At 70.3% G+C, this 26,994-nt stretch carries 17 protein-coding genes; 2 read left to right on the top strand and 15 right to left on the bottom strand.

Annotation, left to right across the window (positions count from 1 at the left end):
* Positions 1-14 precede the first annotated feature (14 nt).
* The 7 genes from AC1RS9_RS11065 to hflX all read right to left on the bottom strand — a co-directional run bounded on the left by AC1RS9_RS11065 (position 15) and on the right by hflX (position 12,669).
* Positions 15-1,190, bottom strand: coding sequence for a DegV family protein (locus AC1RS9_RS11065; protein ID WP_492921501.1), 1,176 nt, complete (start codon positions 1,188-1,190; stop codon positions 15-17).
* A complete protein-coding gene (gene leuS / locus AC1RS9_RS11060) occupies positions 1,190-4,060 on the bottom strand; it encodes a leucine--tRNA ligase (RefSeq protein WP_492921499.1) in 2,871 nt (956 codons plus the stop codon). The genes AC1RS9_RS11065 and leuS overlap by 1 nt, the downstream gene beginning before the upstream one ends.
* 224 nt (positions 4,061-4,284) lie before the next feature.
* Positions 4,285-4,545, bottom strand: coding sequence for a 30S ribosomal protein S20 (rpsT, locus tag AC1RS9_RS11055; RefSeq protein WP_006944584.1), 261 nt, complete (start codon positions 4,543-4,545; stop codon positions 4,285-4,287).
* Positions 4,546-4,746: 201 nt separating this feature from the next.
* Positions 4,747-5,718, bottom strand: a complete 972-nt coding sequence (gene holA / locus AC1RS9_RS11050) for a DNA polymerase III subunit delta (protein ID WP_492921497.1) — start codon at positions 5,716-5,718, stop codon at positions 4,747-4,749.
* A gap of 63 nt (positions 5,719-5,781) precedes the next feature.
* On the bottom strand, positions 5,782-8,139 hold the full coding sequence (locus AC1RS9_RS11045; protein WP_492921495.1) for an ATP-dependent DNA helicase: 2,358 nt from the start codon (positions 8,137-8,139) through the stop codon (positions 5,782-5,784).
* 117 nt (positions 8,140-8,256) lie between these two features.
* A complete protein-coding gene (locus tag AC1RS9_RS11040) occupies positions 8,257-10,989 on the bottom strand; it encodes an MGH1-like glycoside hydrolase domain-containing protein (RefSeq protein WP_492921493.1) in 2,733 nt (910 codons plus the stop codon).
* Between the two features lie 153 nt (positions 10,990-11,142).
* A complete protein-coding gene (gene hflX / locus AC1RS9_RS11035) occupies positions 11,143-12,669 on the bottom strand; it encodes a GTPase HflX (RefSeq protein ID WP_338812999.1) in 1,527 nt (508 codons plus the stop codon).
* A gap of 173 nt (positions 12,670-12,842) precedes the next feature.
* Here hflX and AC1RS9_RS11030 point away from each other — a divergent pair, with 173 nt between their 5' ends.
* Positions 12,843-13,508 carry a class I SAM-dependent methyltransferase gene (locus AC1RS9_RS11030; protein ID WP_038567680.1) on the top strand — a complete coding sequence of 222 codons (666 nt, stop codon included), beginning with the start codon at positions 12,843-12,845 and terminating at the stop codon, positions 13,506-13,508.
* 23 nt (positions 13,509-13,531) lie between these two features.
* Here the strand turns inward: AC1RS9_RS11030 and dapF are convergent, their stop codons facing one another.
* The 7 genes from dapF to AC1RS9_RS10995 all read right to left on the bottom strand — a co-directional run bounded on the left by dapF (position 13,532) and on the right by AC1RS9_RS10995 (position 21,025).
* On the bottom strand, positions 13,532-14,404 hold the full coding sequence (dapF, locus tag AC1RS9_RS11025; protein WP_038567677.1) for a diaminopimelate epimerase: 873 nt from the start codon (positions 14,402-14,404) through the stop codon (positions 13,532-13,534).
* A gap of 12 nt (positions 14,405-14,416) precedes the next feature.
* Positions 14,417-15,394 carry a tRNA (adenosine(37)-N6)-dimethylallyltransferase MiaA gene (gene miaA / locus AC1RS9_RS11020; RefSeq protein ID WP_051805768.1) on the bottom strand — a complete coding sequence of 326 codons (978 nt, stop codon included), beginning with the start codon at positions 15,392-15,394 and terminating at the stop codon, positions 14,417-14,419.
* A complete protein-coding gene (locus AC1RS9_RS11015) occupies positions 15,382-16,710 on the bottom strand; it encodes an MFS transporter (RefSeq protein ID WP_241725570.1) in 1,329 nt (442 codons plus the stop codon). The genes miaA and AC1RS9_RS11015 overlap by 13 nt, the downstream gene beginning before the upstream one ends.
* A 46-nt stretch (positions 16,711-16,756) precedes the next feature.
* Positions 16,757-18,289, bottom strand: a complete 1,533-nt coding sequence (gene miaB, locus AC1RS9_RS11010) for a tRNA (N6-isopentenyl adenosine(37)-C2)-methylthiotransferase MiaB (RefSeq protein ID WP_241725569.1) — start codon at positions 18,287-18,289, stop codon at positions 16,757-16,759.
* A gap of 69 nt (positions 18,290-18,358) precedes the next feature.
* Positions 18,359-19,279 carry a regulatory protein RecX gene (locus AC1RS9_RS11005; protein WP_241725568.1) on the bottom strand — a complete coding sequence of 307 codons (921 nt, stop codon included), beginning with the start codon at positions 19,277-19,279 and terminating at the stop codon, positions 18,359-18,361.
* A gap of 81 nt (positions 19,280-19,360) precedes the next feature.
* On the bottom strand, positions 19,361-20,386 hold the full coding sequence (gene recA / locus AC1RS9_RS11000) for a recombinase RecA (RefSeq protein ID WP_369815079.1): 1,026 nt from the start codon (positions 20,384-20,386) through the stop codon (positions 19,361-19,363).
* Between the two features lie 405 nt (positions 20,387-20,791).
* Positions 20,792-21,025: a DUF3046 domain-containing protein gene (locus AC1RS9_RS10995; protein ID WP_038567672.1), complete on the bottom strand. Its 234-nt coding sequence runs from the start codon at positions 21,023-21,025 to the stop codon at positions 20,792-20,794.
* A gap of 98 nt (positions 21,026-21,123) precedes the next feature.
* On the opposite strand from AC1RS9_RS10995, the gene AC1RS9_RS10990 reads away from it, so the two are divergent.
* Positions 21,124-26,517, top strand: coding sequence for a DEAD/DEAH box helicase (locus AC1RS9_RS10990; RefSeq protein ID WP_492921488.1), 5,394 nt, complete (start codon positions 21,124-21,126; stop codon positions 26,515-26,517).
* Between the two features lie 49 nt (positions 26,518-26,566).
* Here the strand turns inward: AC1RS9_RS10990 and AC1RS9_RS10985 are convergent, their stop codons facing one another.
* Positions 26,567-26,860 carry a helix-turn-helix domain-containing protein gene (locus AC1RS9_RS10985; protein ID WP_038567666.1) on the bottom strand — a complete coding sequence of 98 codons (294 nt, stop codon included), beginning with the start codon at positions 26,858-26,860 and terminating at the stop codon, positions 26,567-26,569.
* Between the last annotated feature and the right edge of the window lie 134 nt (positions 26,861-26,994).

Below are 26,994 nucleotides of genomic sequence, written 5' to 3'. Positions count from 1 at the left end.
CGCAGCAGCCGTCGTCAGCCCGGCGGTTCCGGCATCACCGCGACGACGGCGCCGAGTGCTCCGGCGCCCACGTGCGCGGTGACGACGGCTCCCAGGCGCGCCTGCACCGGCGCCATCGCCCACCGCGCGGCTGACGACGACGCGGCATCGGCCTCCGCTCCAGCGCGGGCACCGGCGCCCCGTGTTCCGTCCGGCGAGGACGCTCCGAGCGCAGCCACGTCGCCAACCTGGTCGGCCGCATCGGGGCCCGCCGCGCCTGCGGCACCGCCCGCTCGCGGACCCGCAGCCCGGCTGCCCGGCCCGGCCGGCCCCGTCGCATCGTCACCGGAACCCCCAGGCGAACCGATCGAGCTCGCTTCAGCGGAACGCGCTTCACCGTCCCGCCCCGCCCCAGGGGACGCGCCACCGCCCAACCGGTCGACGAGCACCTGCGCCAACTCGGAGTGCTGCAGCGAGTGCACGGCGCAGACGCGTTCGCCCTCGCCGAGGTTCTCGGCCTGAGCCAGAGCCCACGTCCCGAGCCGCTCGACGGCCTTGCCCCGCGATCGCACGCGCGCGAGCGGCGCGATGACGCCGTCGTCGACCTGCAGCAGCGGTCTGATCGACAACGCCGAGCCGAACAGAGCCCCGGCACGGCCGATCCGCCCGCCGCGGCGCAGCGGTTCCAACGAGTCGACGTAGAACGCCGTGCGCGACGACGCGCACGTGGCGCGCGCCGCCTCGGCCACGGCGTCGACGTCATACCCGGCCTGCGACCAGCGCAGCGCCGCGAGCACGCCGAAGCCGAGCGCCATGCCCAGCGTGCGCGAATCGACGACCTCGACGTCCACCCCCGCCTCGAGCGACGCCAGCCGCGCCGAGCTCACCGTCGACGACAACGCCTGCGACGCGTGCAGCGACACGATGCTCGTGCATCCGGCGTCCGCGAGCGCCCGGTAGGCCTCGACGAACGCCGCCGGTGACGGGCGCGACGTCGTCACCGCTATCCCCTCGGCCTGTGCGGAGGCGACCGCGTCAGCCCCCAACTCGTCCTCGGGGCGCGTGACGTCGCCGATCGTGACGTTGAGCGGCGCGACCCTCAGCAGGCTCGCCGCGTCAGGCGCGCGGGCTGCGACCAACTCGGCGGGGAGGCAGGCAGTCGAGTCGGTGACGACACCGACCCGACCGGCCCTGCCACCGGCTCGAGCCATCAGCCCGCGACGATGTTGACGAGCTTCGGCGCGCGCACGATGACCTTGCGCACCTGCTTGCCCTCGAGGAAGTTCTGCACCTTCTCGCTGGCGAGCGCCGCGGCCTCGAGGTCGGCCTCGCTGATGTCGGCGGCGACGTCGAGACGGTCACGCACCTTGCCCGCGACCTGGACGACGGCGACGACGGTGCCCTGCACGAGGTGCGCCGGGTCGGCCGTCGGGAACGGCTCGAACGCGAGGCTCTGCTCGTGTCCGAGGCGGCGCCACAGCTCCTCGCCGAGGTGCGGGGCGAGCGGCGCCGTCATGAGGACGATGGCCTCCGCGGCCTCGCGCGGCACGGCGTCGAGCTTCGTCAGCGCGTTGTTGAGTTCGATCAGCTTCGCGACGGCCGTGTTGAAGCGCAGGTTCTCGAAGTCGCCGGTGACGCCGTCGATCGTGCGGTGCACGAGGCGTGTCGTGGCCTCGTCCATCCCCTCCTCGGCGACCCGCAGCTCACCGGTGTTCTCGTCGACGACGTTGCGCCACAGGCGCTGCAGGAAGCGCTGTGATCCGACGACGGCGCGCGTCTCCCACGGTCGCGAGGCGTCGAGCGGACCCATCGACATCTCGTAGACGCGGAACGTGTCGGCACCGTAGGTGTCGCACATCTCATCGGGCGTCACGACGTTCTTGAGCGACTTGCCCATCTTCCCGTACTCGCGGGTGACTCGCTGGCCCTGCCACTCGTAGATCGTCTCGTCGCCCTCGACGCGCTCGCGCACCTCCGCGGCCGGCACGGGTTGGCCGCGCCCGTCGCGGAAGGCGTACGCCTGGACCATGCCCTGGTTGAACAGCTTGCGGAACGGCTCCTCACTCGAGATGAGGCCGAGGTCGAACAGCACCTTGTGCCAGAAGCGCGCGTACAGCAGGTGCAGGACGGCGTGCTCCGCGCCACCGACGTACAGGTCGACGCCGCCCGGGTCGTTCGCGACACCCTTGCCGAAGCCGCGGCCCTTGCCGAGCCAGTACTCCTCGCACCCGGCGTCGACGAAGCGCTCGGTGTTCGCGGGGTCTGCATAGCGCAGCTCGTACCAACACGAACCGGCCCAGTTGGGCATCGTGTTCGTCTCACGCGTGTACCTCTTGACGCCGTCGCCGAGGTCGAGTTCGACGCTGACCCACTCGTCGGCGCGTGACAGCGGCGACTCGGGCATCGACTCGGCGTCCTCCGGGTGGTACGTCTTCGGCGAGTAGTCGGCTACCTCGGGCAGTTCGACGGGCAGCATCGACTCCGGCAGCGCGTGGGCCGTCCCGTCTTCGTCGTAGACGATCGGGAACGGCTCGCCCCAGTAGCGCTGACGCGAGAACAGCCAGTCGCGCAGGCGGTACGTGGTCGTGCCCGTGCCGCGCTCGTTGGCCTCGAGCCACTCGATGACCTTCGTCTTCGCCGTCTCGATGTCGAGCCCGTCGAGCGACAGCCCGGCCGTCGACGAGTTGATCGCGGCGCCCTGGCCCGTGTACGGCTGATCCTCCGGGCGGCCCTCGCTCGGCTGGACGGTGCGCACGATGTCGAGGCCGTAGGCCTGCGCGAACTCCCAGTCACGCTCGTCCTGCGCGGGCACGGCCATGATCGCGCCCGTGCCGTAGCCCATGAGGACGTAGTCGGCGACGAACACGGGCACCGCCCGCCCCGTCACGGGGTTCGTCGCGAAGGCACCGGTGAACACACCCGACTTGCCCTTCTCCCCCGCCTGACGCTCGACGTCGCTCTTGCGCGAGGCCTCACGGCGGTAGGCGGCGACGGCGTCGCGCGGCGTCCCGGCACCCGCCGTCCACGACTCATTCGTCCCGGCTGGCCAGGCTTCCGGGACGATCGTCTCGAGCAGCGGGTGCTCCGGTGCTAGCACCATGAACGTCGCGCCGAAGATCGTGTCGGGACGCGTCGTGAAGACCTCGATCTGCTCGCCCGAACCGGCCTGGGTCGCGACGTCGAAACGCACCGACGCACCGTTGCTGCGTCCGATCCAGTTGCGCTGCTGCAGCTTGATCGACTCGGGCCAGTCGAGGCGCTCGAGATCGTCGACGAGACGGTCGGCGTAGTCGGTGATGCGCATCATCCACTGCGGCAGGTTGCGCTTGAACACCGGGAAGTTGCCGCGCTCGGTGCGGCCGTCCGCCGTCACCTCCTCGTTCGCGACGACGGTGCCGAGGCCCGGCGACCAGTTGACGGGGGCGTCCGACTTGTACGCCAGGCGGCGCGCGTTGATCGCCTCAGCGCGCCCGGCGGCGTCGAGGTCACCCCACGCCTCGCCCGACGGCGTCGCGACGCGGCCGCTCTCGTACGCCTCGACGAGGGTGTCGATCGGGCGGGCCTTGCTCGCGTCCGGGTCGTACCAGGCGTCGAAGATCTGCAGGAAGATCCACTGCGTCCACTTGTAGTACGACGGGTCGATCGTCGCGAACGTGCGGCGCGCGTCGTGCGACAGCCCGAGCTGGCGCAGCTGACGACGCATGTTGACCATGTTGTCCTCGGTCGTCTTGCGCGGGTGCTGGCCCGTCTGGACGGCGTACTGCTCGGCCGGCAGCCCGAACGCGTCGTAGCCGAGGGTGTAGAGGACGTTCTTGCCCTGGGTGCGCTGATAGCGCGCGTAGACGTCCGTCGCGATGTAGCCGAGCGGGTGACCGACGTGCAGCCCGGCACCAGAGGGGTAGGGGAACATGTCCTGGATCATGACCTTGTCACGCCCGGCGACGCCCTGCTCGTCCGCCCACGGTCCGCTCGGGTTGGGGGCCTCGAAGGTGCCCGCCTCCTCCCACGCGTCCTGCCAGCGGCGCTCGATCTGCCCCGCCAGTTCCGCGGTGTAGCGCTGGCTGTGTTCGGTCTCGCTCAAAGGATCGTCCTCACATCGCGTCGGTGCGGGCAGCCCCGCGAAAGTTCCGGCTCATTATGTCAGGGCGGCCGGGGGCACGTCGTCGGCGTTTTCCCGCGCCGACCGGCTCGGGCAGCGCGTCGCCTCGCCCTCGGCCCGCCCGGGCCCTGGCATGACGAAGGCCGCCACCTCGAAAGGTGACGGCCCACGTCATGCGAAGCGCTCCTCGCGAAGCACCACGGCGATCAGATCTGGTTGAGCTGCTTCGCCATGGCCGACTTCTTGTTGGCGGCCTGGTTCTTGTGGATGACTCCCTTGGAGACAGCCTTGTCCAGCTTGCGCGAGGCAGCAGCGAGGGCCGTCGACGCGGCGTCCTTGTTGCCGGCCTCGACCTCGGCGCGGAACTTGCGGATCCACGTGCGCAGTTCGGACTTGTAGGCCTTGTTGCGCTCGGTACGAATCTCGTTCGTCTTGATCCGCTTCATCTGCGACTTGATGTTTGCCACGAAAATCTCACTTCTTCGGTCGAATGTGTTCTGTCGTGAGGGCGACAGACGGCCTCTCGGATATGGCGTGGGGACACCTGGCGATGAGAGACCGCTGGTTACTGCTGTTGCGTGTGCGCACGACCTGAGCCCACACGCACTCCTTCAAATCTACCAGCCGAGCGACCGCGCGGCGCAATCGGGGCGGCGGGCCGGAGGCCGTCAGTGACGCTCGCTCGGCGCGTGGCGCTGACGACAGATCTCGAGGACCACGTGCTCGACTGCGTACTGCGGATCGCGTCCACCACCCTTGACGGCGAAGTCGGCCGCGGCGACGGCCTGGATCGCGCGTCCGAGACGGACGCCGTCCCATCCGCGCGACGCCGTCCGCGCCTTGTCGACCTGCCAGGGTGGCATTCCCAGCTGCTTCGCGAGATCCGCACTGCGTCCACTGCCGGCCGAGGCGACCTTGGCGACCTGGCGCAGCTGCGAGGCGAGGACGGCGACGATCGGCACGGGATCGACCCCGGAGGCGAACGCGTGGCGCAGCAGCCGCAGGGCCTCGGGCGCGTTGCCGGCGACGGTCGCGTCGGCCACGCGGAAGCCCGTCGCCTCCACCTTGCCGCCGTGGTAGGTGCCGACGGTGTTCTCGTCGACGATGCCGCTCGTGTCGTCGACGAGCTGACGGCACGCCGCGGCGAGCTCTGAGGTGTCCTTGCCGGCCGCCTCGAGCAGCGCCCGCACGCCCTCGGGTGTGATGCGGCGGCGTGCGCGACGAAACTCGTTCATGACGAACGCCGACTTGTCGCGATCCGACTTGATCGCCGGCGCCTCGATGACACGCGCCTTCGCCTTCTTGAGGGCATCCAGCACGCGCTTGGCGCGGTTGCCGCCCTTGTGCAGCACGATGAGGTTGACGTCGTCGAGACCGACCTTCAGCGCGTCCTCGAGCTCGTCGACAAGGGCGTCCGGCGCCTCGTCGAAGTCACGCACGACGATGACGCGGCGCCCACCGAACAGGCTCGGCGACAACTCCGTCGTGAGACGCCCGGGCTGGTACTCGGCGACGTCGATGCGCACGATCTCGGCCTCCGGGTGCGCGGCCGTGATGGCCTCGAGGCTCTCCTCGACGGCGCGCTGGGCGAGGATGCGCTCGGGCCCGGTGACGAGGATGATCTGCGGGACGTCGCTCATGCCGTCACCCTCTCACCCGCCACCGACAACGCACCCGCGCCACACGATGCGCCATCCGCCACGTCAGGATCCCTGCGGGCGCAGGCCGAGCTGTTCGCAGCGCGCGACGACGGCGTCCTCGCTCATCTCGAGGTGATCGGCGAGTTCGTCGAGCGTCAGGCCCATGCCGATGCCCTCGCGCAGTTCCTCGTCGGCCTCGGCCGTCCAGGCGTGCCCGTCGGTGACGGCGGTGCGGGCGCTCTCCTCGACGGGGGCAGGCTTCGGCGGGGGTGCCTGCAGCGCGCTGGCTGTGCCCATGCCGCTGACGCCGGCCGCCTGCGCCGCGGCCAGGGCCCGGGAGCGCGCCTCCTCGCGCCTCGCCTCCGACGCGGCATCGGCACCGGCCTGCTGTGACGTCGCGGGTTTCTTCGTCGGCGCCTTCGTCGAGCGGGTGCAGGCCTCCGCGACGGCACGGATCGGGGGCGCGTTCTCGTCGAGGCGCGCGAGGGCCTTCAGGATGAGCGCGCGATCCGTCGTCGGCCAGAACGGTGGGAGCGACCGCTGCAGGAACCCGGCGTAGCGCGCCGTCATCATGCGCGAGTCGAGAAAGGCGACGACGCCGCGATCGTCGGGATGACGGATGAGGCGACCGGCACCCTGCGCGAGCCGCAACGCCGCGTGCGTGCCGGAGACTGCCATGAACCCGTTGCCACCCATCTTGGCGATGGCCTGCGAGCGCGCCGAGGCGAGCGGGTCGTCGGGGCGAGGGAACGGGATGCGGTCGATGACGACGAGCTGCAGGCTCGAACCGGGCACGTCGACGCCCTGCCACAGCGTCATCGTGCCGAACAGGCAGGTCTTCGCGTCGGAGGCGAAACGGCGCACCAGCGTGCCCATCTGGTCCTCGCCCTGGCACAGGACGGGGAAGTCGTCGCCGAGGCGTTCGCGCATCGCCTCGGCGGCGCTCTGCGCAGCGCGCATCGAGGAGAACAGCCCGAGCGTGCGCCCGCCCGCGGCGCGGATCAGCGTCTCGATCTCGTCGAACGCCTGCTCGGACATGCCGTCGCGCCCCGGCGCGGGCAGGTGCTGCGCGACGTAGGCGATGCCCTGCTTGGGGTAGTCGAACGGTGAGCCGACGTCCAGGCCGTTCCACGCCGGGCCACCCGCGCCGCGCAGGCCGAGCGTGCCGCGCAGGCCGAGCGTGCCGGCGACAGCGTCGAAACTGCCGCCCAGTTCGAGGGTCGCCGACGTCATGACGACGGTCCGCTCGCCGAAGATCTTGTCGCGCATGAGCATCGCGACGCTCATCGGCGCGACCCTCAGCGCCGTGATGTTCGCGCGCGCATTGTGGGAGATCCACAGCACGTCGAGTTCGCGTTCTTCGAGGATGCGCTCGCAGGTGGAGAAGATGTCGTCGATCGCCGCGCGCGCCATCTGACGCACGCCGTCGTTGTCCTGCGGGTTCTTGGGCTTGAGCTCGCTCGCGATCGAGCGTGCCGCGTCGAGGATGGCGCGGATCGCCATCTCGAGCGGGTCGGACAGCCCGAGCAGCCGCCCTTCCTGGTGTTGTTCGAGGGCGTCCTTGAGCAGGTCGGCCGAGCGCTTGAGGTCGTCGGTGTCGGCGAGGCGCCCGCACCGTTTCGCGGCGGCGCTGATCGTGCCCGTCGTCAGCTCGTCGGTGATCGTCGCCGTCACCCGATCGACGAGTTCGTGCGCCTCGTCGACGACGACGACGTCGTGCTCGGGCAGCATCTGGCGGCCCTCGAACGCATCGATCGCCATGAACGAATGGTTCGTGACGACGACGTCGACCTCTTTCGCGTCGGCACGCGCCAGCTCGACGAAGCACTCCTCGACGACGGGGCACTTGCTGCCGAGGCATTCGTGGCTGGAGACCGACACCTGCCGCCATGCCTTCTCCGAGACGCCGGGCACGAGCTCGTCACGATCCCCCGAGTCGGTCTCGTTCGCCCACTCGCGCAGCCGGACGACCTCGCGGCCCGTGCGACCCGCGTCGGCGTCGACCTGGCCGACACCGAGCAGCGTGTCGGCGTCGTCGTCGGGGTAGCCGCCCGTCAGCTTGTGCTGGCACAGGTAGTTGCGCCTGCCCTTGACGAGCGCGTACGTCGGACGCCGCCCGAGCAGCGGCTCGAGGGCATCGGCGAGGCGTGGCATGTCGCGGTCGACGATCTGCGCCTGCAGCGCGAGCGTCGCTGTCGCGACGACGGCCGGCTTGTTGACGTCGAACGCGTGCCGGATCGCGGGAACGAGGTAGGCGAGCGACTTTCCGGTGCCGGTGCCCGCCTGGACGAGCAGGTGCTCGCCCGTCTCGATGGCGTGCTCGACGGCCTGCGCCATCTTCGCCTGGCCGGGGCGCGGCACCCCACCCACCCCACTGACGGCGGCAGACATGAGCTCATCGAGGGAGGGCAGTTCGGGCATGCCCCAACCCTAGGCCAGCGCGTACCGCGGCACCGACTCGAGCGCGCCGGGGCTGTGGATCAGCCTGCGCCGCCACCCTGACGGCGCCCACAGCCGTCACGACTGGGGACGACGACGTCACTCCCCCGGCAGTAAACCGGGCAGCGCCGGCGCATGGTCGGAGCAGATGTAGTGTGCGACGAGCGCGGTCCAGCCCGTCTGGTGTGCGGCGCCGAGGCCGACGCCGGTGTCACCGTGGAAGTACTCGCTGAACGTCACGTGCTCGTGCCACAGCGGGCCCTCGGGGTACTCGCGCTGATCGCCCGGGCGTCCGTTCGGCCCGAGACGGAACAGGTTCGTCAGGCGATCCTCGAGGTCGAGGACGATGTCGGACAGCTTCATGAACCGGCCCGAGTTCGTCGGGTATTCGTACTCGGTGTCGCCAGGCGTCGAGGCCGCGTAGAGGCGCAGCGCGTCGACGACGAGGAAGTTGACGGGAAACCACACAGGCCCACGCCAGTTCGAGTTACCGCCGAACAGGTCGATGTCGGACTCGCCCGGCGTGTAGTGGATCGACATCTCCCGCCCGCCGATCTGGGCGGTGTACTCCTCGCGGTAGGCGGCCGACAGCGAACGGATGCCGTATTCGGAGAGGAACTCCTCCTCGTCGAACAATCGCTTGAGCAGCAGATCCCGTCGGCGCTTGGAGATGAGCGACAGCGTCAGCTTCTCACCGCCCGAGTCGTGCTCGGCCTGCGCGATCGCCTTCATCATCGCGGGCTCGCGCTCCATCATCCACTCGACCTCACGGACGAAGTCGGGCAGCTCGTGCTGCACCCAGCTCGGCGCGATGAGCACGGCCATGAGCGGCAACAACCCCACCATCGAACGCACGCGAAGCTGCGTGATGTGGCCTGCCGGGTCGGACAGGGCGTCGTAGAAGAAGCCGTCCTCCTCGTTCCACAGGCTGGAGACGACGTCGGGGCTCGTGCGGTCCATCGCCCGGGCGAGGTTGATGAAGTACTGCAGGAACGTCGTCGCGGCGTTGTCGTAGCCGCGCTCGCGCCGCGCGAGCTCGAGCGCCATCCGCAGCATCGACTGGGAGAAGAACGCCATCCAGCTCGTCGCGTCCGACTGTTCGAGCTTGTAGCCGGGCGGCACGTCGGTGGAGCGGTCGAAGAGTGTGATGTTGTCCATGCCGAGGAAGCCGCCCTCGAACAGGTACGTCCCGTCGGCGTCCTTGCGGTTGACCCACCACGAGAAGTTGAGCAGCAGCTTGTTGAACACCTGGATGAGGAAGGACTGATCCTGGCCGCCGTCGATGGCGTACACCTGCCAGCACGCCCAGGCGTGGACGGGCGGGTTGACGTCCTCGAACGCCCACTCGTACGCGGGCAGTTGGCCGTTCGGGTGCTGCGCCCACTCGCGGCACATGAGGACGAGTTGATGCTTGGCGAACTCGGGGTCGATGTGCGCGAGCGGCACCGTGTGGAACGCCAGATCCCACGCGGCGAACCACGGGTACTCCCACTCGTCCGGCATCGAGATGACGTCCGCGAGCGCCAGGTGCCGCCATCCGACGTTGCGCCCCGGGCGGCCGTCGAGGCCGGTGACGCGCGACAGCGGCGGCGCCTCGCCGGCCGGGTCGCCGGCGAGCCACTCGTCGACGTAGTAGCGGTAGAGCTGCTTGCCCCACAGCAGACCCGCGAAGGCACGACGCGCGATGTGCCGGTCGTCGGGCGAGGCGGAGGTGGGGATGACGGCGTCGTAGAACTCGTCGGCCTCGTCGCGGCGCGTGCGCATGACGATGTCGAAACCCTCACCGAATGCGGGATCGCCGGGCGGCGGCTCCTGGTGGGCGGTGCCCTTCGGATGGTGCGCGGTGGAACGGCCCACCCCGCGCATCCGCAGCCTGACGGTGACGCTCTCGCCCGGGCCGATGTCGTCGAAGTGGTACCAGAACCCGACCTTCGTGCCGTAGTCGAGGCGGATCGCCTCGCTGTCACCGTGCACGATGCGGGCGTCGAAGCCGTCCTTGGTCAGCTCGCGACGGTTGAACTCGTGGCCGAAGACGGCACCTTCGTTCGTCTCGTTGTCGCAGAAGATGATGCGCGGGCTGCCGTTGGCATGCAGCTCGTAGTCGCCGAGCCAGCCGTGCTCGGCGCGCACGGTGTTCGCGTCGACGAGTGAGATCGACGGCTCCCGGTCGTCGCGCCCCCACGACCAGGTGTTGCGGTACCAGGCCTGCGGGACGAGGTCGAGCGGTGCAGCATCGGGCCCGTGGTTGGTGACGGTGTACTCGAGGCACAGGTCGGTGGGGTTCGCCTTCGCGTGCTTGACCTCGACGTCGAAGAAGCGGTTCTCGGTGAAGACACCCGTGTCGATCAGCTCGTACTCGTCGTCGGTTCGCGAACGCTGCGCCGCCTCGGCCCGCAGATGGTTGTAGGGGAATTTGGCCTGTGGGTAGCGGTAGAGCCAGCTCGCCCACGAGTGCGTCGGCGTCGCGTCCGTCGGCCACCAGACCTCCTTGACGTCCTCGCCGTGATTGCCCTCGTTGTTCGTCAACCCGAACAGGCGTTCCTTGAGGCGGTCGTCCTTGCCGTTCCACATGGCGAGGGAGACGTTGAAGAAACCGAACCGGTCGCACAAGCCTGCGAGGCCGTCCTCGCCCCAGCGGTAGGCGCGCTGGTGCGCCTGGTCGAACGGCAGATACGCCCACGCGTTGCCGTCGGCCGAGTAGTCCTCGCGCACCGTCCCCCACTGCCGCGACGCCATGTACGGCCCCCACAGCCGCCAGGGGTCGCTGTCCTTCGGCGCCTGGGCGAGACGGCGGTGCTCCGCGGTGGCGGTAGGGCGGGAAGTCGATGACACCCCCGCATTTTAGGTGAAGTGTGGGACACACCAGCGCGCCGTCTGACAGGTGAGCCACCTCACCCGCGTGGGCGCCGACGAGCCACCACCCTCACGGGAGCGTGACAGTGGTGGCTCGTCGTCGGCCGTCGCTGGACTCGCGACAGCGTGGCTTCAGGCGTTCGTCAGGTACGCCTGGAGTTCACCCTCGAGCTCCGGCATCACCTTGGCGTGGACGTAGGTGCCCTCGCCGCGGTGCTCGATCGAGAGGACCTCCGCGTCCGCGTGGAGGCGGCTGAGCAGGTCGCCGCGCTCGTACGGCAGCAGGACGTCGACACGGCGCTCTGGCTTCGGCAGCTCGTCGGCGATGAGCTGGAGCAGCTCGGGCAGGCCCGCGCCGGTGCGCGCCGACACCGCGATCGCGTACTTCTCGTGGCGCATGAGCCGATCGATGACGTCGGGGTCGGCGACATCGGCCTTGTTGATGACGATGATCTCCTTGACGTCGCTCGCATCGACGTCGGCGAGCACCTCGCGCACCGCGGAGATCTGAGATGCGGGGTCGGGGTGCGAACCGTCGACGACGTGCAGGAGCAGGTCGGCGTCCGCGACCTCCTCGAGCGTCGAACGGAACGCCTCGACGAGCTGGTGCGGCAGGTCGCGCACGAACCCGACGGTGTCGGCGAGGGTGTAGGCCCGCCCGTCAGCCGTCTCGGCGCGACGCACCGTCGGATCGAGCGTCGCGAACAGCTGGTTCTGCACGAGCACGCCCGCGTTGGTGAGGCGGTTGAGGATCGAGCTCTTGCCGGCGTTCGTGTACCCCGCGATGGCGACGCTCGGCACGTTGTTGTGACGTCGGCCGCTGCGCTTGGTGTCGCGCGTCGTCTTCATCTCGGCGATCTCGCGGCGCAGCTTCGCCATGCGCGTGTTGATGCGACGACGGTCGAGTTCGATCTTCGTCTCACCCGGACCGCGCGAACCCATGCCCTGACCGCCCGCGGCCTGACCGCCGGCCTGACGCGACATCGACTCACCCCAACCGCGAAGACGCGGCAGCAGGTACTGCATCTGGGCGAGCTCGACCTGGGCCTTGCCCTCCTTGCTCTTCGCGTGCTGGGCGAAGATGTCGAGGATGAGCGCGGTGCGGTCGATGACCTTGACCTTGACGACGTCCTCGAGCGCGCGTCGCTGGCTGGGCGCCAGCTCGCCGTCGGCGATGACGGTGTCGGCGCCCTCGGCGATGACGATCTCCTTCAGTTCCTCGGCCTTGCCCTTGCCGAGCCACGTGCCGGGGTCGGGTCGCAGCCGGCGCTGCACGACGCCGGCGAGCACCTCGGAACCGGCCGTCTCGGCGAGCGCGGCGAGCTCGCGCAGCGAGTTCTCCGCGTCCTCGGCGCCGCCCTCGCTCCAGACGCCCGCGAGGACGACCTTCTCCAGGCGCAGCTGGCGATACTCGACCTCGGAGACGTCCTCCAGCTCGGTCGACAGACCGTGGACACGTCGAAGCGCCGCGCGTTCTTCGCGCTCGAACTGGTCGCCGTCATAGGCGTCGACGACGAAGCCGCGCTCGTCGTAGGTGGGGGTCGCGTCGTCACTGTCGGCGAGAGCCTGGGCTCGGCGGGACAGGAAGTCGGCGGGGTTGCGCTCGTTCAGGGCTGGATCCTCACGTCGAAGATAGTCGTTCGTTGCGGTGCGGTTCATTGTCTCGCAAGCGAGAGCCGCACCAGCATCGTCGCAGGAGAGAACGTCCGGGGCCACCGATTTAGTCCCGTCGCGCGTGGAGGCAGCGGCCGGTCGTCGGGGCTGATCGCCTCGGGTGGCTGCCTGGTTGCGGCTTCCGGATGCCCCACGGACACGCCGTAGGCTGGGCCCTGATGAACGACCACTACTTCAGCGCCGAGCCCGCCTCCGCCGACGAGCGGCGCACCCTCACGCTCCGCCTCGCCGACCGCGCGGTCTCGATGACGACAGCACCCGGCGTCTTCTGCCCCGATCGCCTCGACGCCGGTACCGCCGTCCTGCTCAACCACGCTCCGACGCCGCCGCCGGGCGGGACGTTCCTCGACGTCGGTTGCGGGTGGGGCCCGATCACGACGACGCTCGCGCTGCGCTCCCCGTCAGCGCAGGTCTGGGGCGTCGACGTCAACCGTCGTGCGCTCGACCTGTGTGCCGACAACGTTGCGGCGCAGGGGTGTTCGAACGTCACCGTCGCGCAGCCGTCGCAGGTGCCGGACGACGTCCGGTTCGACCTCATCTGGTCGAACCCGCCGATCCGGGTCGGCAAGAAGGTGCTGCACGAGCTGTTGCTGACATGGCTGCCGCGCCTCGTCGTCGGCGGGCACGCCTATCTCGTCGTGCAGCGCAACCTCGGCTCGGACTCGCTGCAGAAGTGGCTCGCCGAGCAGCTCGGCTCGTCGTATGCGATCGAGCGGCTGACGAGCGTCAAGGGATTCCGCATCCTCGCGATCGAACGCCTCGACGACGGCGGGCCGCTGCCGCTGCCGGCGTCCGACGACGTCAGCCGCAGCAGCGACGCCTGACGCGAGCGGTCACAGAGGCAGCCTCACAGCTGCGACAGGTCGATCTCGCCGTCGGCGACGAGCACAGCGGGGCCGGACAGCGCGACCTCGGTGCCCTTGATGTGCACGCCGAGCGTGCCCCCGAGCACGTCGACGCGCCAGTCGACCTGATCGGCTGGCTGGCCGCCCCACCACCACGTCGCGAGCGCCGCGGCAGCCGCGCCGGTGCCGCACGAGCGGGTCTCCCCCGAGCCGCGCTCGTGGACGCGCATGCCGATGTGCGCGTGCTCGACGGCGCGGACGAACTCGACGTTCGAGCCGTACTCGGGGTGCGGGTCGATGTGCGGAGCGTCGCTCAGGTCGAGGGCCGACAGGTGCACCGACGGCGGCAGCGCGACGACGGTGTGCGGGTTGCCGAGGTCGAGGCTCAGGGCGGGCAGCGGGTCCGGTGACCCGTGAACCTGGACGACCGAGTCCATCCCCCGCCGCTCGGCCTCCTCGGCGCGGGCGAGGCGCCACTGGCCTAGGTCGACGGCCCAGCCGTGCGGCACGGCCACCATCTCCTTGAGCCCGGCACGCGTGGCGATCACGAACGGCGCCCCCTCGTCACCGCTCACGAGACCGCGGGAACGCAGGTACTCGGCGAAGACGCGCGTGCCGTTTCCGCACATCTCGGCCAGCGAGCCGTCAGCGTTGCGGTAGTCCATGAACCACGTCGCCTGCGGCGCGAGGTGGGCGACCTCGGGCACGTTCGCCGTGCGTACGACACGGATGACGCCATCGGCGCCGATGCCGGCGTGGCGGTGGCACAGGTAGGCGACCTGCTCGTGCGTCAGGTCGAGCTCGCCGGATTCGTCAGGAACGAGGACGAAGTCGTTCTGCGTGCCGTGGCCCTTGGTGAAGTGGATGCGCGTCACGCGCTCATCGTGTCACACCGCGTCGGCGTCAGGTTTCGCCACCGCGCCGTGCCGCTCCGGCGCGTAGGCGACGATCTCCGCGAGCGCACGATCGAGCAGATCGGGAGCGTCGAACGGCAGCCACACCGGCCGCGGATCGGGCCGGAACCAGGCGCGCTGACGGCGGGCGAACTGGCGCGTCGCGATGGCCGTCTCGGCCTTCGCTGCGGCCTCTTCGAGGTCGCCGTCGAGCTGGCGCAGCGCCTGGCTGTAACCGATCGCGCGGCTCGCCGTGCGGCCCTGACGCAGGCCGCGGGCGTCGAGGGCGCGCACCTCGTCGAGCATGCCGGCGGCCCACATGAGGTCGACGCGGCGTTCGATGCGGGCAACGAGGACGTCCGGGTGTGCCTGCAGGCCGAGGACGATCGTGGGGCGCAGGAAGGTCTTGGACGGCGCGCTCGCACTGAACGGACGTCCGGTGATCTCGATGACCTCGAGGGCCCGCACGACCCGCCGCACGTTGCTTGCGAGGATGTCGCGTGCTGCCTGCGGATCCTTTCCGGCCAGCTCGCGATGCAGGACGCCGGAACCCTCGGCCACCGCGCGTTGTTCGAAGTGGGCGCGCACCAGCGGATCCGTCGGCGGGATGTCGAGGACGTCGAGCGCGGCGCGCACGTACAGGCCCGAACCGCCGACGACGATGGGGCGCCGGCCGCGCGCGAGGATGGCGGCGATGTCGGCGCGCGCCCCCTCCTGGAAGCGAGCGATCGTCGCCTCGTCAAGGATGTCGAGCGTGTCGATCTGGTGATGCGGGATGCCCCGACGCTCGTGCGGCGCGAGCTTGGCCGTCCCGACGTCCATGCCGCGGTAGAACTGGGAGGCGTCGGCGTTGACGATCTCGCCGCCGAGACGCTCGGCGAGGTCGAGCGACAGGTCGCTTTTGCCCGTCGCCGTCGGGCCGACGAGCGCGACGACCTCAAGGGGCGCGGGAGTGCCGTTCACGGCATCCATTGTGGCGGATGCGCCGGTCCTGAGGCGCCCGGCGTGGCCGCGGCCTGCGTCCGTCGCGTGACGGCGACCAGCCAAGCCGCGATGAGCGACGCCAGAACGACGAGCGCGCCGACGAAGAGGCTCGCGCCCGCCCAGCCGGAGCGGGAGAACGGCAGCCCGACGAGCGCCCCGACGACGGACGAGCCCGTGTAGTAACCGAACAGGTAGAGGGAACTGGCCTCCGCGCGGTGCTCGTCGGCCATGGCGCTCACCCAACCGCTAGCGCTCGAATGGGCGGCGAAGAACGCGCCCGTGAACACGAGCATGCCGACGAGCACGCCGGGCAACCAGTCGACCCACGCGAGGGCGAGACCGACGAGCATGAACGCGATCGACGCGAGCAGCACCCGGCCGCGGCCGAACCGGTCGGCGAGCCGCCCCGCCCACGCCGACGTCACCGTCCCCGACAGGTACATGACGAACACGAGGCTGACGAGCGCCTGCGGCAGCGCGAACGGCTCGTCGAGCAGACGGAAGCCGAGGATGTTGTAGAGCGACACGAACCCGCCCATGAGCAGGAACGCAATCGCCACGAGCGCCATGACGCGTGCGTTGCGCAGATGCGTCGCGACGTTGTGCATCGATGCTCGAACACCGATCGGTTTGGCCGCGAAGAACCGGCTCGGCGGCGCGAGGCGCACGAAGACGGCCGTGAAGACGAGGGCCATGACGGCTGCCGCCTCCATCGCCCACCGCCAACTGACGACGTCGAGGGCCAGCCCCGCGACGAGGCGCCCCGACAGCCCACCGATCGTCGTGCCCGCGATATAACGGCCCATCGCGGCGCCCAGATCGCGCCCGTCGACCTCCTCCGCGAGGTACGCCATCGCGACGGCCGGCACGCCCGCGAGCGTCAGACCCTGCAGCGCGCGACCGGCGAGCACGACCCCGAGATCGTGCGCGAGCGGGATGAGCAGGCCGATGAGCGCGGAGACCAGAGCCGACGCTGCCATGACACGGATGCGCCCGAACCGCTCCGACAGGATGCTCGCCGGCACGATCGCGAAGGCCAGCACGCCCGTCGTCGCGCTGACGGCGAGCGCCGACGTCGCCGGGGAGACGTCGAACTCGCGAGCGAGCTGCGGCAGGACGGCCTGCGCCGAGTACATCGAGATGAACGTCGCCATCCCCGCCGCGAACAGCGCGGTCGTGATCCGGGTGTAGCCGTTGGTGCCGCGCCGATAACCGCGCGGCGCCTGCGGCGTCAGCTGCGCACTCGTGGGAATCCTGCTCCTGTCATGACGATATCGCCGGACGAGCCGACGTGGGTGCCTCACGCGCGGCGGCTCGATGGTCAGCGCCACCGTCGCTGCCGCGCGAGGTTCAGTTCGCGGCGCAGGCGGGCGCCGTCGCGACGGGCGTCTGCGGCTGCCCGATCGACGGCATGCCGAGGCTGACGGCGGGCTTCGCGGCGCCGGTCGGCGTACCGTCGGCCGCCGCGTCCTGCAACGCCTGCCAGGCATCACCACCGCGGGTGCGGCGCACGCTGTACGTGCCGCCGTCGAGACCGGAGTCGGCGACGAGGTGGTGCGGCGCGCCGTACGTGACGTCGACCGTCACCATGTCACCGGGGCGCGGACGCTCGGCGCCCTCCGGCACGGCGAAGTGGACGAGACGGTTGTCCCGCGCCCGGCCCGACATGCGGTGCGTCTCGGCGTCCTTGCGGCCCTCGCTCGGCGCGACGAGCACCTCGACGGTGCGCCCCTCCTGCTCGCGGTTGCCCGCCCAGGAGACGCGTTCCTGCAGCTCGATGAGGCGCTCGAAACGCTCCTGGACGACCTCCTTGGGGATCTGGTCGCCCATCGTCGCGGCCGGCGTGCCAGGGCGGATCGAGTACTGGAACGTGAACGCCGAGCTGAAGCGGGAGGCCTCGACGACGTCGAGGGTGCCCTGGAAGTCCTCCTCCGTTTCGCCGGGGAAACCGACGATGATGTCGGTCGTGATCGCGGCGTCCGGCATCCTCTCGCGGACCTTCTCGATGATGCCGAGGAACTTCTTGCTGCGGTAGCTGCGGCGCATGTCCTTGAGCACCTTGTCGCTGCCCGACTGCAGCGGCATGTGCAGGCTCGGCATGACGTTCGGCGTCTCCGCCATCGCGTCGATGACGTCGTCGGTGAACGCCGCGGGGTGCGGGCTCGTGAAGCGCACCCGCTCGAGGCCCTCGATCTCGCCGCACGCGCGCAGCAGCTTGCTGAACGCCTGACGATCGCCGAACTCGACGCCGTAGGTGTTGACGTTCTGCCCGAGCAGCGTGATCTCGACCACGCCCTGCGCGACGAGAGCCTTCACCTCGGCGAGGATCTCACCGGGGCGACGATCCTTCTCCTTGCCGCGCAGCGCCGGCACGATGCAGAACGTGCACGTGTTGTTGCAGCCGACGGAGATCGACACCCAGCCGGAATAGGCGGAGTCGCGACGCGTCGGGAGCGTCGAGGGGAAGACCTCGAGGCTCTCGAGGATCTCCACCTGTGCCTCGGCGTTGTGACGGGCACGATCGAGCAGGGCGGGCAGCGAGCCGACGTTGTGGGTACCGAAGACGACGTCGACCCACGGCGCACGCTCGACGATCGTCGCGCGGTCCTTCTGCGCGAGGCAGCCGCCGACGGCGATCTGCATGCCCGGCGTCGCGTCCTTCGTCGGACGCAGGTGCCCGAGGTTGCCGTAGAGCTTGTTCGCCGCGTTCTCGCGGACGGCGCACGTGTTGAACACGACGAGATCGGGGTTCTCGGAGCGCTCAGTCTCCGGAAGCGCCGAGAAGTCGGTGTAACCGGCCTGTTCGAGCAGCCCCGAGATGCGCTCGGAGTCGTGGACATTCATCTGGCACCCGTGGGTGCGCACCTCATACGTCTTAGCCATGGCCGTCCAAGTCTACGCCGGTCGGAGTGATCGGGTTCCGGGGCGCTACGGGGCCTGATTCGTGCTCGCTCATGACGCTTCTTCCTGCACCTGACGGATGACGGACCACACGAGCTCGCCCGAGTATCCCTTGCGGGCGAGCAGCCCGGCGAGGCGGCGCGTCTGCGTCGGCTCGTCAAGCCGGCTCATCGTCACCATCTTCTTGCGCGCCAGGACGAGAGCTTGCTCGCGTTCGACATCGTCGTCGACCTGTTCGAGCGCGACGGTCGCGACGTCGTCGTCGATACCCTTGCGCTTGAGCTCCTGACGCAGGGCGCGACGGGCGAGCCCCCGGGAGGCGAGCTTCGAACGCACGAGCATGGCGGCATAGGCCTCGTCGTCGACGAGCCCGACGTCCTCCATGCGGTCGAGGACGACGTCGATGACGTCCTCGCTCACCTCCTTCTCACGCAGCTTGTCGGCGAGCTGCGAGCGGCTGCGCGGCATCGCCGTGAGCTGCGTGAGGACGATCTCGCGCGCGTACCCGATCGGGTCCTTCTCCCGCTCGATCGCCTCGGCTTCCCGTCGCGCCGCTGCCCGCTTCTCGCGCCGCTCGGCTTTCTCGGCCCACGTCAGCTGCTTCTTGGCCTTGCGCTTGGCGCCTGAGCGCGCGCCTACGCCCGAGGACGAGGCGCCGAAGGACGACGTACCGAACGATGATTGGCCGTATCCGGACGCCGAACCGCCCTGGCGCCGGCGCCCGGCGCGGCCGGGCCGGGCACTGGCGTTGTCGCCACTGTCGTCACCGGCGAAGCGGCTTTCGTGGCCCACCGAGCCGAAGGGACGAGCGACTCCGGCGGCAGGGTCGCCGGTCGACAAGCCGCGCGCCGTGGCCGGTCGCTCGTCGCCCCACGTCTGTGACGCGGCGAGGCTCGCCTCGCCGACGTCGACGGGGTCGACGAAGTCGGGCAGCCCCAGAGACTGCCTGACGTCGTCAGGTCGTGAAGGCATGTGTCGCGCTCACCGTCTCCCACACGCGGCGACGTCGATCCCCGGTCGGAGCAGGGGCGTCACCGCCGCGTCTGGCGTCGATCAGAAGTCGACCATGACCTCGGCGTCGATGGGCGCGTCCGGGTCGAGGCCCTCGAGCACCGCGTCGTCGTCCGGGATGATGCCGAGCTTCTTCTTGATCTTGAGCTCGAGTTCATCGGTGAGCTGCGGGTTGTCCTTGAGGAAGGTGCGGGCGTTCTCCTTGCCTTGCCCCAACTGGTCGCCCTCGTACGTGTACCAGGCACCCGACTTGCGGACGAAGCCCTGCTCGACACCCATGTCGATGAGGCCACCCTCGCGCGAGATGCCCTGGCCGTAGAGGATGTCGAACTCCGCCTGCTTGAACGGCGGCGCCACCTTGTTCTTGACGATCTTGGCGCGAGTGCGGTTGCCGACCGGCTCCGAACCGTCCTTGAGCGTCTCGATGCGGCGCACGTCGATGCGAACGGACGCGTAGAACTTGAGGGCCTTACCACCGGTCGTCGTCTCCGGGGAGCCGAACATGACACCGATCTTCTCGCGCAGCTGGTTGATGAAGATCGCCGTCGTGCCGGTCGAGTTGAGCGCACCGGTGATCTTGCGCAGCGCCTGCGACATGAGGCGCGCCTGCAGACCGACGTGGCTGTCACCCATCTCGCCCTCGATCTCGGCGCGGGGCACGAGCGCAGCGACCGAGTCGATGACGATGATGTCGAGCGAACCGGAACGGATCAGCATGTCCGCGATCTCGAGCGCCTGCTCACCCGTGTCGGGCTGGCTGACGAGCAGCGAGTCGGTGTCGACACCGAGCTTGCGGGCGTACTCCGGGTCGAGCGCGTGCTCGGCGTCGATGAAGGCCGCGATGCCGCCGGCCTTTTGCGCATTGGCGACGGCGTGGAGCGCGACCGTCGTCTTACCCGACGATTCCGGGCCGTAGATCTCGACGACGCGGCCACGGGGCAGGCCACCGATGCCGAGCGCGACGTCCAGCGCGATCGAGCTGGTGGGGATGACCTCGATCGGAGGACGCACGTCCTCGCCGAGGCGCATGATCGAGCCCTTGCCGTGGGCCTTCTCGATCTGAGCCATCACGGTGTCGAGCGACTTGATCTTGTCGCCCGATGCTGACGGGTTGGGGGTGGTGGGTGCCTTGGCCATGGCCGTTCTCCTTCGAAATCGTGGGTGGTCGCGCCTACCGGCGATCGACGAGGAGGCCGACGTGCTGGGTGACCTCGTGTCAAATCAGACGCTAGATGCGACCACCGACAACACCGGAATCACGGGCTAAGCACGCTGTGGAGGAGGGTTCCCCGGCGTCGCATCTGTGGACCACGTTACACGAAATAGAACACGCGTTCGAACATCGTCGCGTGGCGTGTCCGCGTGCGGTCGACGAGCCACCTCAGACCCGCGACGGCGGCACCCGCCATCCGTTTCGCTCACCCCTACCCACTGCCGGGACGACCCGCCCGGCTCATCGGAACCGAGACGACCTCACTCGAACGGGTGGTCGATGACGGGCCGGTCGCGGCCCAGGCGGCGCTCCTCGGGGATGTCGAAGGCGTCGCACACAGCCAGCCAAACCCGTCGGGCGGGGACGCCGGCCGCGAGCGCCTCGTTCGCCGTGCGCCCGTCGAGCGCCCCAAAGACGTGGCTGCTCGCCACCATCGAGCCGTAGGCGTCGCCGAACTCGTCGGCCATGAGGCGGTTGAACTCACTCTCTCGCACCCCGCCACCTTCGCCCACGGGCCACCGCGGGGGCAACCTGACGGGGCTAAAACCGCGAAACGACGGGGTTGTCGGCGCCGCGTGGCACGCTTGGGCGCATGAACAGCCCTGTCGTCGAACGCTTCTGGCCGGCCACCCGTGAGTGGTTCACGGGCACGTTCGGCGCACCCACCCCCGCTCAGGAGGGCGCGTGGGAAGCGATCAGTGAGGGGCAGCACACGCTTGTCGTCGCCCCGACCGGTTCGGGCAAGACCCTGAGCGCCTTCCTGTGGGGGCTCGACCAGGTCATGCACGCAGGCGACGACGCACAGCCCGACGCCGACCACCGCTGCCGGGTCCTGTACGTCTCGCCGATGAAGGCCCTCGCCGTCGACGTCGAACGCAACCTGCGCTCCCCCCTCGTCGGCATCCGTCACGCGGCGACGCGCCTCGGCCTGAGCGAGCCCGAGGTCTCGGTGGCGGTGCGTTCCGGCGACACGACTCCGAAGGAGCGGCGCGACTTCGCGAGCAAGGGTGCCGATGTCCTCATCACGACCCCGGAGTCGCTGTTCCTGCTTCTGACGAGCAACGCGCGCGAGCGGCTGAAGGGCGTGCAATACGTCATCATCGACGAGATCCACGCCGTCGCGGGCACCAAGCGTGGTGCGCACCTCGCCGTCACGCTCGAACGACTCGACGAGTTGCTCGACTCCCCCGCGCAGCGCATCGGCCTGTCGGCCACCGTCCGCCCGATCAGCGAGGTCGAGCGCTATCTCGCCGGCGGGCGCCCCGTCACGACGGTCGCGCCGCCGATCACGAAGACGTGGGAGCTCGACGTCGTCGTCCCCGTCGAGGACATGGCCGACCTCGCCTCCAGCCCGCGGGACGACGACGCCTCGTTCGACGATCACGCCCCGGAGCGGACGGCGTCGATCTGGCCCCACGTCGAGGAACGCATCGTCGACCTCATCGCCGCGCACACCTCGACGCTCGTGTTCGCCAACTCGCGGCGACTCGCCGAGCGTCTGACGGCGCGCCTCAACGAGATCTGGGCCGACCGCCTCGACGCGGCGGCGCAGGCGGAAGCGCTCGGCAGCTCAGCCGGGGCAGACGACATCGACCTCGACGAGGCCGATCTGAACGATGACGACGCGATCGACGCAGACGCGGACAACCCAGCGCAGGCATCGTCGAGCTCCCCTGTCGACCCGTGGGCCACAGGCCCCGTCGGCGACGCCATGACGGTCGCTGCCCGGGCTGACGAGGCTCGCGCCGGAGATGGCCGGGCGACCCGCGACCAGGTCATGCCTGGGTATGACGCGCGCGCCTCGACCCCACCTGCGGCGCTCATCGGCGGTGCCGGGACGTCGGCGGGCACGCCGGCCGTCATCGCGCGCGCTCACCACGGGTCGGTGAGCAAGGACGTGCGGGCGGAGATCGAGGGCCAGCTCAAGGCGGGGCGCCTGCCCGCCGTCGTCGCGACGAGTTCGTTGGAACTCGGCATCGACATGGGCGCGATCGATCTCGTCGTGCAGGTCGAATCGCCACCGAGCGTGGCGAGCGGGCTGCAGCGCATCGGCCGTGCGGGTCACCAGGTCGGGGCGACGAGCCACGGTGTGCTCTTCCCCAAGTACCGCGGCGATCTGCTGAGCGCCGCCGTCGTCGTCGACCGCATGCGGCGCGGCCTCATCGAGTCGATCGCGGTTCCGGCCAACCCCCTCGACGTTCTCGCGCAACAGGTTGTCGCGATGGTTGCGATGGACGAGTGGCGCCGCGATGACCTCGAACGGGTGCTGCGTCGCGCGGCGTCGTTCGCTGGTCTGACGGGCAGCGTCCTCGACTCCGTCCTCGACATGCTGTCGGGGCTGTATCCGAGCGACACCTTCCGTGAGCTGCGCGCCCGCATCGTCTGGGATCGCAGCGACGACGTGCTGCGTTCGCGCCCCGGCGCGCAACGACTGGCCGTCACCTCCGGCGGCACCATCCCCGACCGCGGCCTGTACGGCGTCTTCCTCGCGGGCGGCGACGGGCCGGGGCGCCGCGTCGGCGAACTCGACGAGGAGATGGTCTACGAGAGCCGCATCGGCGACGTGTTCACCCTCGGCACGAGCACGTGGCGCATCGAGGACATCACGCGCGATCAGGTGCTCGTCACCCCCGCGCCGGGGCAGGTGGCCCGGTTGCCGTTCTGGAAGGGTGACGCACTGTCGCGACCCCTCGAACTCGGTGAGGCGATCGGTGCGTTCACCCGGCAGATGGCCGAGACGAGCGACGAGGACGCCCTCACGCGCGCCCGCGAACTCGGGCTCGACGAACTCGCCGCCCGCAACCTGCTCACCTACCTGCGTGAGCAACAGGAAGCCGTCGGGCACATGCCGACCGACCGCACCGTCGTGATCGAACGCTTCCGCGACGAGATGGGCGACTGGCGCATCGTCGTGCACTCCCCCTTCGGCGCGTCCGTGCACGCACCGTGGGCGCTCGCCGTCAGCGCCCGGATGGCGGAGCGGTTCGGCGTCGAGGTGCAGGCCATGCACACCGATGACGGGCTGGTCTTCCGCCTGCTCGAGACCGAGGGCGATGACGACACCCTGACGAACGCGCTCATCGAGGCGATCGTGCTCGACCCGGACGACGTGGCCGACATCGTCACCCATCAGGTCGGCGGCACGCCCCTGTTCGCGGCGCGATTCCGCGAGTGCGCCGCGCGTGCGCTGCTGCTGCCGCGCGGTAACCCGGGCAAGCGTCAGGCGCTGTGGCAGCAACGTCAGCGGGCCGCGCAGCTGCTCGAGGTCGCGAGCGCCTACCCCAGCTTCCCGATCGTCCTCGAGGCGGTGCGTGAGGTGCTGCAGGACGTCTACGACGTGCCCGGCCTCGTGAATCTCATGCGTTCCATCGCCAAGCGCGAGGTGCGTGTCGTGCACACGCAGACGACGTCGCCGAGCCCGTACGCCAAGGCGATGCTGTTCAGCTATGTCGCGCAGTTCCTCTACGAGGGCGATTCCCCGCTCGCGGAGCGGCGCGCCGCCGCGTTGTCGCTCGACCCGGAGTTGCTCGCCGACCTGCTCGGGTCCGCCGGCGGACTGTCCGTCGCCGACCTGCTCGACCCCGACGTCGTGCGGTTGTTCGAGTCGCGCACCCAGCGGCTCGCGCCCGACCGGCGTCTGCGCCATGCCGAGGATCTCGCCGATGCCCTGCGCGCCCTTGGCCCGCTGACGCTCGAGGAGATCGCCGCAAGGGCTGTGCCTGCCTCGACATCGTCGGCCGACCCGGTGGTATCGCAGGCGGAGTCATCCGGTCCGGCGCCGACGGCGGCAGGTGAGCTGGCGGAGACCGGCGACGACGCTGTGGAGGCGACCTCGACGGACGTGACGGCTGACGACGTGGGGTCGGGCGCCGCGAACCATGAGTCGGAGCTCGACCCACCTCCCGGTGCCGAGGCCCGCGACGTCGAGCCGTGGTGGCGCGAACTCGTCGCGGCCCGGCGCGCCATCGAGGTGCGTTGGGGCGGTGACGTGCGCCTCGGCGCGATCGAGGACGCGTCGCGTCTGCGGGATGCGCTCGGTGTCGCGCTGCCGCCCGGCGTTGCACAGGCGTATCTCGAACCCGTGACGGCGCCGCTCGACGATCTGCTGCTGCGGTACGCGGCGAGCCACGCCCCGTTCACCGCGGCCCGCGCGGCGCGACACTACGGCCTCGGCGTCGCCGTCGTCACGAGTGCGCTGACGCGGCTCGCGCACGACTCGCGCCTCGTTCACGGATCTCTGCTACCCGATTCGCTCGGCGGCGGCGATCGTGACGGGGAGTTCTGCGACCCGGGCGTTTTGCGCACGCTGCGACGCATGTCGCTGGCGTCATTGCGCGCGGAGATCGAACCGGTCGCCGCGGAGCAGTACGCCCGTTTCCTGCCGCGCTGGCAGCAGGTGGGTGGGGGGTTGCGTGGGCCCGACGGTGTGCTCGCCGCCCTCGAACCGCTCGTCGGGGTGCCGCTGCCCGCGTCCGCGATCGAGAGCCTCATCCTGCCGGCCCGCGTGACGAACTACCGCCCCTCCGACCTCGACGAGCTGCTCGCCGCCGGTGAACTGCTGTGGCAGGGGCACGGCAGCATCTCCGCCGACGACGGTTGGATCAGCTTCCACTTCCCCGACACCGCTCCCCTGACGCTGGCCGCGCACGCCCTTCCGAGTGAGCTCGACGCCCCCGGCCGTGAGGCGCCCGCAGAAGAGCGGTCGACGGCCGCTGCCGCAACGTCCGAGATTGCGAGATCTGGTGCCGCCCGATCTGACGCCGAGCCAGATGCGCAGACATCCGACGCGGCAGCCTCTGGCGTTGTCGGTAACACCGACGATGCCGACGTCAATGGCTCGGGTGTGAGCGAACCACCCGCCGACCAACTCGCCGAGGTGGCGGGTGCCGCCGCCCCGATGACGGCTGACTCAGGTGCGCACGGCGCGACCCTTGAGTCCCGCGACGACAGGACGGCAGCGCCCACTCAGACCGGGACGCAGAACGGGCGTTCGCCCCTCATCGGCGCCGCAGTGGCGCGAGCCCTCGGGGTCGGTGGCAGCCACCTGTTCGCCGATCTGCGCACTCGCCTGGCAACGGCGGACGACTCGGCTCTCACGAGCGCGCTGTGGGACGCGGTGTGGAACGGTCACGTCAGCGGCGACACGTTCGCGCCCGTGCGCGCTCTGCTCACCGGCGGCGCGAGTGCGCACAAGCCGCGGGTGTCGACGGCGCGCGGCTCGCGGTATGCCCGCCTGCGGGGGCCGTCGTTGTCGTCGCGTGCCGGCCGCCCCAGCGCAGCGGCCGCCGGCAGGACCCCTCCGACCGCCGTCGGACGATGGCGCCTTCTGCCCGCAGCCGAGGATGATCTCACCGAACGCACGTTCACGCGGGCCGAGGGGCTGCTCGCCCGCCACGGCATCGTGACGCGCGGCGCCGTCGTCGACGAGGACGTCGTCGGTGGATTCGCCGCCGTCTACAAGGTGCTCGCCGGCGCCGAGGAGCGCGGGCTCGTTCGGCGCGGCTACTTCGTCGAAGGTCTCGGTGCCTCGCAGTTCGGGGCGTCGGTCGCCGTCGATGCGCTGCGCGCGACGCGCGCGCCGGAGCCCGATCCGTGGGGTGCGCGGCCCGTCGAGTGTCTCGTGCTCGCGGCCTGCGACCCCGCCAACCCGTTCGGTGCGGCGCTGCCGTGGCCTCCTGCCCGTGACGAGCACGCCGGTCACCGTCCCGGGCGCAAGGCGGGCGCGCTCGTCGTCATCGCCGACGGCGCTCTCGTCGCCTACGTGGAACGCGGCGGCCGCACGGCCCTCACCTGGACGGCCGAGGACGCCGTCTGGCCGGAGGTGGGCGCACGATTGGCGGGGCTCGTCAGCGGCGGCCAGGTCGACTCGCTCAGCATCAAGACGGTGAACGGGATCAGCGCCCTCACCTCGGACGAGCCGATCGTGAGGGCGCTGATGGACGCGGGGTTCGTCGCCGGGCCGCACGGCATCCGCAAGCGACGCTGAGCATCACCGCGGCGGGCTCCCCGCGACGGCGCCGCTCAGCCGAGGGCCGTCACGCAGCCTTGGCGACCGCCGCACGGTTGGGGTGCAGGACGACGGGTGCGTGCGCAGCCTCGGCGCGCGCGACGTTCTGGGCGACGAGGTGCAGCGTCTGCGACATCGGCAGCTCGAGCGCCTCGCAGACGGCGGCGAGCAGCTCGGACGAGGCTTCCTTCTCGCCGCGCTCGATCTCGCTCAGGTAACCGAGCGAGACGCGCGCCGCCTTCGAGACCTCGCGCAGGGTGCGCCCCTGCGCCTGACGCTGGGAGCGCAGCACGTCACCGAGCTCTTCGCGAAGCAAGATCATGCGTATCTCCTGGTGACGATGGCACGTGCGTGCCAGTTTTGGTTGCTCTCACTGTAGCGGCGACGGGTGACAACCCTCCGAGGGCCGCCGTGGACGGGCCGCCGACGACGGTTTCGTCGGCGGCGTGTTCCATA

Source organism: Dermacoccus sp. MPR-E5 (assembly GCF_058809565.1).
Note: the sequence above shows the minus strand (reverse complement) of the source record. Positions and strands in the feature narration are given on the sequence as shown.

Coding starts and splice junctions, on each gene's coding strand:
- miaB (WP_241725569.1), bottom strand. CDS start 18,289: ATGGCTAAGACGTATGAGGTGCGCACCCACGGGTGCCAGATGAATGTC.
- AC1RS9_RS10990 (WP_492921488.1), top strand. CDS start 21,124: ATGAACAGCCCTGTCGTCGAACGCTTCTGGCCGGCCACCCGTGAGTGG.
- AC1RS9_RS11065 (WP_492921501.1), bottom strand. CDS start 1,190: ATGGCTCGAGCCGGTGGCAGGGCCGGTCGGGTCGGTGTCGTCACCGAC.
- AC1RS9_RS10985 (WP_038567666.1), bottom strand. CDS start 26,860: ATGATCTTGCTTCGCGAAGAGCTCGGTGACGTGCTGCGCTCCCAGCGT.
- miaA (WP_051805768.1), bottom strand. CDS start 15,394: ATGGATGCCGTGAACGGCACTCCCGCGCCCCTTGAGGTCGTCGCGCTC.
- AC1RS9_RS11045 (WP_492921495.1), bottom strand. CDS start 8,139: ATGCCCGAACTGCCCTCCCTCGATGAGCTCATGTCTGCCGCCGTCAGT.
- hflX (WP_338812999.1), bottom strand. CDS start 12,669: ATGAACCGCACCGCAACGAACGACTATCTTCGACGTGAGGATCCAGCC.
- AC1RS9_RS11030 (WP_038567680.1), top strand. CDS start 12,843: ATGAACGACCACTACTTCAGCGCCGAGCCCGCCTCCGCCGACGAGCGG.
- recA (WP_369815079.1), bottom strand. CDS start 20,386: ATGGCTCAGATCGAGAAGGCCCACGGCAAGGGCTCGATCATGCGCCTC.
- AC1RS9_RS11005 (WP_241725568.1), bottom strand. CDS start 19,279: ATGCCTTCACGACCTGACGACGTCAGGCAGTCTCTGGGGCTGCCCGAC.
- holA (WP_492921497.1), bottom strand. CDS start 5,718: ATGAGCGACGTCCCGCAGATCATCCTCGTCACCGGGCCCGAGCGCATC.